The sequence below is a fragment of the Mycolicibacterium houstonense genome (assembly GCF_900078665.2).
GTDB classification, from domain to species: Bacteria; Actinomycetota; Actinomycetes; order Mycobacteriales; family Mycobacteriaceae; genus Mycobacterium; species Mycobacterium houstonense.
Genome location: NZ_LT546207.1, coordinates 2079243 through 2086078 on the forward strand (window position 1 = coordinate 2079243; position 6836 = coordinate 2086078).

7 protein-coding genes are annotated in these 6836 nt (G+C 68.7%); 4 read left to right on the plus strand and 3 right to left on the minus strand.

Annotated elements, in window-relative coordinates; genetic code table 11:
• Positions 1 to 31 precede the first annotated feature (31 nt).
• Together pepN and BN4332_RS10455 are read left to right on the plus strand one after the other, a co-directional pair.
• Entirely contained in the window at positions 32 to 2626 is a 2595-nt protein-coding gene (gene pepN / locus BN4332_RS10450; protein ID WP_066898364.1) for an aminopeptidase N, read from the plus strand.
• A gap of 114 nt (positions 2627 to 2740) precedes the next feature.
• A complete protein-coding gene (locus BN4332_RS10455; protein WP_066898365.1) occupies positions 2741 to 3082 on the plus strand; it encodes an HNH endonuclease in 342 nt (113 codons plus the stop codon).
• Between the two features lie 99 nt (positions 3083 to 3181).
• On the opposite strand, the gene BN4332_RS10460 is transcribed toward BN4332_RS10455, so the two are convergent.
• The 3 genes from BN4332_RS10460 to BN4332_RS10470 are packed head-to-tail and all read right to left on the minus strand — an operon-like array spanning position 3182 to position 4588.
• On the minus strand, positions 3182 to 3664 hold the full coding sequence (locus tag BN4332_RS10460) for a DUF5130 domain-containing protein (protein ID WP_066898366.1): 483 nt from the start codon (positions 3662 to 3664) through the stop codon (positions 3182 to 3184).
• Positions 3651 to 3884, minus strand: a complete 234-nt coding sequence (gene ctaJ / locus BN4332_RS10465) for an aa3-type cytochrome oxidase subunit CtaJ (RefSeq protein WP_074133030.1) — start codon at positions 3882 to 3884, stop codon at positions 3651 to 3653. The genes BN4332_RS10460 and ctaJ overlap by 14 nt, the downstream gene beginning before the upstream one ends.
• Positions 3885 to 3943: 59 nt before the next feature.
• Positions 3944 to 4588: an HNH endonuclease gene (locus BN4332_RS10470; RefSeq protein ID WP_066898368.1), complete on the minus strand. Its 645-nt coding sequence runs from the start codon at positions 4586 to 4588 to the stop codon at positions 3944 to 3946.
• A 144-nt stretch (positions 4589 to 4732) separates the two neighbouring features.
• Here BN4332_RS10470 and BN4332_RS10475 point away from each other — a divergent pair, with 144 nt between their 5' ends.
• Together BN4332_RS10475 and BN4332_RS10480 are read left to right on the plus strand one after the other, a co-directional pair.
• Entirely contained in the window at positions 4733 to 5137 is a 405-nt protein-coding gene (locus BN4332_RS10475; protein ID WP_066898369.1) for a globin, read from the plus strand.
• 1 nt (position 5138) lies between these two features.
• A complete protein-coding gene (locus BN4332_RS10480; protein WP_066898370.1) occupies positions 5139 to 6689 on the plus strand; it encodes a glycoside hydrolase family 13 protein in 1551 nt (516 codons plus the stop codon).
• Positions 6690 to 6836: the final 147 nt, after the last annotated feature.

Consider the following 6836-nt stretch of genomic DNA (forward strand, 5'->3'; position numbering starts at 1 on the left):
CTCCCGGACGTCCAGCCACTAGGTTGGACGGGTGGCACTTCCCAATCTCACCCGCGATCAGGCCGTCGAGCGCGCAGCTCTGGTCACCGTCGACAACTACCACGTCGTCCTCGACCTCACCGACGGCAACGGCAAACCCGGCGAACGCACCTTCCGGTCCACCACGACCGTGAAGTTCGATGCCCTTCCCGGCGCCGACACCTTCATCGATCTGGCGGCCGACACCGTCCGCAGCGCGACGCTCAACGGCACCGCGCTGGACGTGTCCGGCTACGACGAGTCCACCGGCATCGCATTGTCCGGCCTGGACACCCACAACGTCCTGGTGGTCGACGCCGACTGCCTCTACTCCAACACCGGTGAGGGTCTGCACCGCTTCGTCGATCCCGTCGACGACGAGGTCTACCTGTACTCGCAGTTCGAGACCGCCGATGCCAAGCGGATGTTCGCCTGCTTCGACCAGCCCGACCTGAAGGCCACGTTCGACGTTCAGGTCACCGCGCCCTCGCACTGGCAGGTGATCTCCAACGGGGCCACCACCGCCGCCGACAGCAACGGCGCGGCCACCGTGCACACCTTCGCGACCACTCCGAAGATGAGCACCTACCTGGCCGCGCTGATCGCCGGACCCTATGCGGTGTGGCGGGATACTTACGCCGACGAACACGGCGAGATCCCGCTCGGCATCTTCTGCCGCGCCTCGCTGTCGGAGTTCATGGATGCCGAGCGGCTGTTCACCGAGACCAAGCAGGGATTCGGCTTCTACCACAAGAACTTCGGCGTGCCGTATGCCTTCGGCAAGTACGACCAGCTGTTCGTGCCCGAGTTCAATGCCGGCGCCATGGAGAACGCCGGCGCGGTGACGTTCCTGGAGGACTACGTCTTCCGGTCCAAGGTGACCCGCGCCTCCTACGAGCGTCGCGCCGAGACCGTGCTGCACGAGATGGCGCACATGTGGTTCGGCGATCTCGTCACCATGCAGTGGTGGGACGATCTGTGGCTCAACGAATCCTTCGCGACCTTCGCGTCGGTGCTGTGCCAGGCCGAGGCCACCGAATACGACACCGCGTGGACCACCTTCGCCAACGTGGAGAAGTCGTGGGCCTACCGGCAGGACCAGCTGCCCTCCACCCACCCGGTCGCCGCGGACATCCCGGACCTGGCCGCGGTCGAGGTCAACTTCGACGGCATCACCTACGCCAAGGGCGCCTCGGTGCTCAAGCAGCTGGTGGCCTACGTCGGCCTTGAGGAGTTCTTGGCCGGCCTGCGGGACTACTTCCGCGACCACGCCTTCGCCAACGCCACGTTCGGCGATCTGCTGGGCGCGCTCGAGAAGGCCTCGGGCCGCGACCTGTCCGGCTGGGGCCAACAGTGGCTCAAGACAACGGGTTTGAACACCCTGCGGGCCGACTTCGCGGTCGACGATTCGGGCGCGTTCACCCGGTTCGCCATCGCCCAGTCCGGAGCCGCGCCGGGCGCCGGGGAGACCCGGGTGCACCGGCTGGCGGTCGGCATCTATGACGACGACCCGGCCGGCTCGGGCAAGCTGGTGCGGGTACACCGCGAGGAGCTCGACGTCGAGGGCCCGACAACGGATGTGCCTGCGCTGGTGGGAGTTTCACGCGGCAAGCTGATCCTGGTCAACGACGACGACCTGACCTACTGCTCGCTGCGGCTGGACCCGGCCTCGCTGTCGACCGTGCTGTCCCGCATCGCGGACATCGCCGACCCGCTCCCCCGCACGCTGGCCTGGTCGGCGGCCTGGGAGATGACTCGCGAGGCCGAGATGAAGGCCCGCGACTTCGTCGCCCTGGTGATGAGCGGCGTGCACGCCGAGACCGAGGTCGGTGTCGCGCAGCGTCTGCTGATGCAGGCGCAGACCGCGCTGAGTTCCTACGCCGACCCCTCGTGGGCCTATGAGATCGGCTGGCCGGCGTTCGGCGACGCGCTGCTCGACCTGGCACGCGAGTCGGCCCCGGGCTCCGATCATCAGCTCGCATTCGTGAACGCGCTGTGCACCTCGGTGCTGTCGCCGAACCACATCGCCGTGCTGACGACCCTGCTCGACAACGAACCCGCCGCGGTGAACATGGCCGGCCTGGTCATCGACACCGATCTGCGCTGGCGGATCGTCACCGCGCTGGCCCGGGCCGGAGTCGTCGACGCCGACGGACCCGAGACGCCGTTCATCGACGCCGAGGCCGAGAACGACCCCACCGCGGCAGGTAAGCGTCAGGCCGCGGCGGCGTCGGCGGCCCGCCCGCAGGACGAGGTCAAGGCCGCGGCCTGGCAACAGGTCATCGAGGACGACACGATCGCCAACATCACCACCCGCGCGATCGTCGGCGGGTTCGTCCAGCCCGGCCAGGCCGAGCTGCTGACCCCGTTCACCACCCAGTACTTCGCGGCCATCTCCGGGGTGTGGGCACGGCGTTCGAGCGAGGTCGCCCAGACCGTGGTGATCGGGCTGTACCCGTCGTGGGACATCAGTGAGAACGGGCTCGACGCGGCCGACGCGTTCCTGTCCGACCCGGAGGTGCCGCCCGCGCTGCGCCGCCTGGTCATCGAGGGCCGGGCCGGCGTGGAGCGCTCCCTGCGCGCCCGCGCCTTCGACGTGAGCGAGTGAGTTAGGACCCGCTCCCCCCTTCCGGGCCTTGCACCGCGAGCGTGCGGGTCTGTCGCCCGACACGCCGTGTCTGGGCGACAGTCTGCGCACGCTCGCGGCTCATAGGCTTGGCCGATGGCGGTCAGCAGAACCCGCGCGGCACGGGCTGCCCGCAAACGCAAACGTCGAATGGACCTCGTGGTCCACGATCTCACCGACGAGCAGTGGGAAGCGATCAAGTCCGCGTGGAATGGCTGCGCCTACTGCGGCACCACGAAGGGACCGTTCCAGAAGGATTGCGTGATGGCGATCTCGCGCGGCGGGCGCTACACCCTGGACAATGTGGTGCCGGCCTGCGCCTCGTGCAATGCGAGCAAGTGCAATTTCGAGGTCAGCACCTGGATGCGGCGCAAGAAGCTCGACGAGCGCGAGTTCCTCGGCCGGTACGTGCAGATTCGCCGGCAGCTGACGGGATAGCCGTGGCGACGCGCGAGCGTGCGCAAAACGCCGACCGCGAGCGGCGTGTCCGGCAACAGATACGCACGCTCGCGGTGCGGGGGAACTGACTACGAAATATCAGGCGGGAGAAACGCCGGCCGACAGCACGCGCACGGCGCTGATCAGACCGTCGATCAGATTGCCTTCCTTGAAGGAGGCGGCGGCCGCCGAGACGCCCAGCGGGGCTGCCTCTTCGATGCCACGGCCCTTGACGTCGGCGCCGTAGACCACCTCGATCGCGCGCTGGTCGGGTGAGACCGCGAGCAGCACCGCGTTATTCGGCGTGGGCACCTTGGCCAGGATCTCGCGCGCCGTCGCCGCGGTGTCGGCACCGAGCGGGCCGATGTAGACCGCGAAGCGCGCCTTGGCCGCCCGCGAGCCGTACTTCATCGCATCGTCGAGGACCACGAGATCCATCGTCGGGAACGGGTAGTGCACCGACAGCTCACCGGGCTCGGTGACCCCGGAGATCCGGCCGCTGTAGGTCAGGGCGTACCCGTAGGGCAGCTCGACGTCCTTGGTCGCGGTCGCGATATCCGTTGTTTGGCTACCACTTGCCACTTGCGCCGCCTCCGATCGTCACGCCATGTGAATCATGCCCGCCGTGCCCGTGATCCTGCGGCTCCTCGGCGGCCCACAGGATGGGCTCGTGGGTCCACGGATCGGACATCTTGTAGGTGGCCGGGTGCGGTCCCTTGCGAGTCATGTAGAACAACGCCAGGACCACGAACAACAACAGCGGAACCCCTCCGAGGAGGGAATGGGTAAGTGCTGTGCTCACGCGCAAACCGTATCAGTCGCGCTACCCTGACGCGCCGAGAGTGCCCAGCAAGTCGGGCCTCACGCCGCGCCCTCTCCGAGGTAGCGCACCCACGCCGGGTCGAGCTCCTTGATCGTCGACAACAACCGCCAGTGCTGACCTTTCGGCGGCATCGGCACACATCGCAGGGTCCAGCCCAGCTCGGCCAGCAGCCGGTCGGCTTTGCGGTGGTTGCAGGGCCCGCAGGCCGCCACACAGTTCTCCCAGGAATGCTCGCCGCCGCGGCTGCGCGGGATCACGTGGTCGACGGTGTCGGCCCGCCCGCCGCAGTAGGCGCAACGGAACCGGTCGCGGTGCATGAGCGCGGCGCGCGTCATCGGGATCCGGGCCCGGTAGGGCACCCGGACGAAGGTGCGCAGCCGGATCACCGAGGGCACCACGATGGTGCGGGTGGCCGAGTGGATGACCGGCCCCGCCGGATCGTCGTGGACGACGTCGGCTTTGCCACACATCACCATGATCACCGCGCGCCGCAACGGCAGCGCGGTCAGCGGTTCATACGTGGAGTTGAGCAACAGGACCCGGCGGCGTCCCCACAGGGACGCGTCGGGCGCGGTGGTGGGCAGTACCTCGACGCTGTGTAGCGGGCGATTGGGCACATGGGGTCCCGATGGGCCGGGAATGTGGCCGGTCCGTCGTATATGGCTTTTTTTGCTGTGCGCCATGGAGCCTCCGAGGAGACAGTCCACCACGGATCCCGGCAATACGCACGAAAATTCTTCGGGTGTTCGCAGGTCAGTCGAATGAACATGAGGTGACCAGACCGCCGTGACCGGCCTCGACGCCCCCTCGGGCCACAATGGACCACAATGAACGACGTGACGCAGGTGCAGCGCTCTTTCTACGACGAAGTCGGCGGCCACGACACCTTCACGGCGATCGTGTCGCGGTTCTACCAGTTGGTGCGCGAGGACGAGATCCTGCTGCCGCTGTATCCCGAGGACGACATCGACGGCGCCGAGGAGCGGCTCCGGATGTTCCTGGAGCAGTACTGGGGCGGGCCCAGGACGTACTCCGACCAGCGCGGTCACCCGCGGCTGCGGATGCGTCACGCACCGTTCCGGATCGGCTATCTCGAGCGCGATGCCTGGCTGCGCTGCATGCACACCGCAGTCGCCTCGATCGATTCACAGACTCTGGACGACGCCCACCGCAAGGCGTTGCTGGACTATCTGGAGATGGCCGCGGACTCGATGGTGAACTCGGCGTTCTGACATGCGCCGGTGGTGGGCGGACGCGGTGTTCTACCAGGTCTACCCCCGCTCGTTCGCCGACAGCGACGGCGACGGAGTCGGCGACCTCGACGGGGTGAGCGGCCGGCTGGATTACCTCGCCTCGCTCGGGGTCGACGCGCTGTGGCTCAACCCGGTGATGGTGTCGCCGATGGCCGACCACGGGTACGACGTCGCCGATCCGCGCGATGTCGACCCGCTGTTCGGCGGCCTCGACGCCCTGACCCGACTGCTCGACGCGGCGCACGCCCGCGGCATCCGGGTGACGATGGACCTGGTGCCCAACCACACCAGCTCGGCGCATCCGTGGTTCGTCGAGGCGCTGGCCGACCCGCGCCGCCGCGACCGCTACATCTTCCGCGACGGCCGTGGCCCCGGCGGCACCCAGCCGCCGAACAACTGGGTGTCGGTGTTCGGCGGCCCGGCGTGGACCCGCATCACCGAACCCGACGGCACGCCGGGCCAGTGGTATCTGCACCTGTTCGACCCGGCCCAGCCGGACCTGAACTGGACCAAGCCCGAGGTGTTCGAGGACCTGGCGAAGACGCTGCGGTTCTGGCTCGACCGCGGGGTCGACGGGTTCCGCATCGACGTGGCGCACGGCATGGCCAAGCCACCGGAGCTGCCGGACATGACGGTCACCGACACCGCGCTGCTGCGCAACAGCGACGACGACCCGCGCTTCGACAACGACAGCGTGCACGACATCCATCGCTTCATCCGCACCGTGCTCGACGACTACCCCGACGCGGTGGCCGTCGGCGAGGTGTGGGTGCACGGCAACGAGCGTTTCGCCAGGTACCTGCGTCCCGACGAGCTGCATCTCGGCTTCAATTTCCGCCTGGTGCAAGCAGATTACGACGCCGGCGAGATTCGCGATGCGATCGACAACGCGATGGCCGCCGCCGCGCTGGCCGGGGCGACCCCGACCTGGACGCTGTCCAATCACGACGTGGAACGCGAGGTCACCCGGTACGGCGGCGGCGCCCGCGGGCTGGCGAGGGCCCGGGCGATGGCGCTGGTGATGCTGGCGCTGCCGGGGGCGGTGTTCGTCTACAACGGCGAGGAACTCGGGCTGCCGAATGTCGAGCTGCCCGATGCCGTGCTCCAGGATCCGGTGTGGGAACGCTCCGGTCACGCCGAACGTGGCCGAGACGGCTGCCGGGTGCCCATGCCGTGGTCGGGCGACGCCCCGCCTTTTGGTTTTTCCTCCAACGCCGACACGTGGCTGCCGATGCCCGCGGAGTGGGCCGTCTTGACCGTGCAGCGCCAGCAGACGGACCCGCGGTCGACGCTGGAGTTCTACCGCCGGGCCCTCCAATTGCGCGCCGGCCGTGCGGAATTCGCCGGCGGCGGGGTCGAATGGCTTGACGCCCCGCCCGGCTGCCTGGCGCTGCGGCGTCCCGGCGGACTGGTGTGTGCGATCAACACCGGTCGCGACCCCGCCCCGTTGCCGCCCGGCGAGGTTGTGCTCAGCAGCGGCGATCCGGCGGAGAACGCGCTGCCGCCGGACACGGCCGTCTGGCTGGTCTAGCGGGGCAAGGCCCGCAACGCATCGTCCAGCGTTGCCATCAGCTGGGCCACCCGGCTGCCACCGGTCGGCGCAGGCGGATACCGGCGCAGGACATCGAGCAGCACCGGGGTTGCGCGTTCCCGAGCCAGCCGTAGTGAGTCGTCCCGG

Bases quoted from the DNA above. Each gene is read 5' to 3' on its own strand.
- BN4332_RS10455 (WP_066898365.1), top strand. From the start codon at position 2,741: ATGGCGGTCAGCAGAACCCGCGCGGCACGGGCTGCCCGCAAACGCAAA.
- BN4332_RS10470 (WP_066898368.1), bottom strand. From the start codon at position 4,588: ATGGCGCACAGCAAAAAAAGCCATATACGACGGACCGGCCACATTCCC.
- BN4332_RS10475 (WP_066898369.1), top strand. From the start codon at position 4,733: ATGAACGACGTGACGCAGGTGCAGCGCTCTTTCTACGACGAAGTCGGC.
- BN4332_RS10480 (WP_066898370.1), top strand. From the start codon at position 5,139: ATGCGCCGGTGGTGGGCGGACGCGGTGTTCTACCAGGTCTACCCCCGC.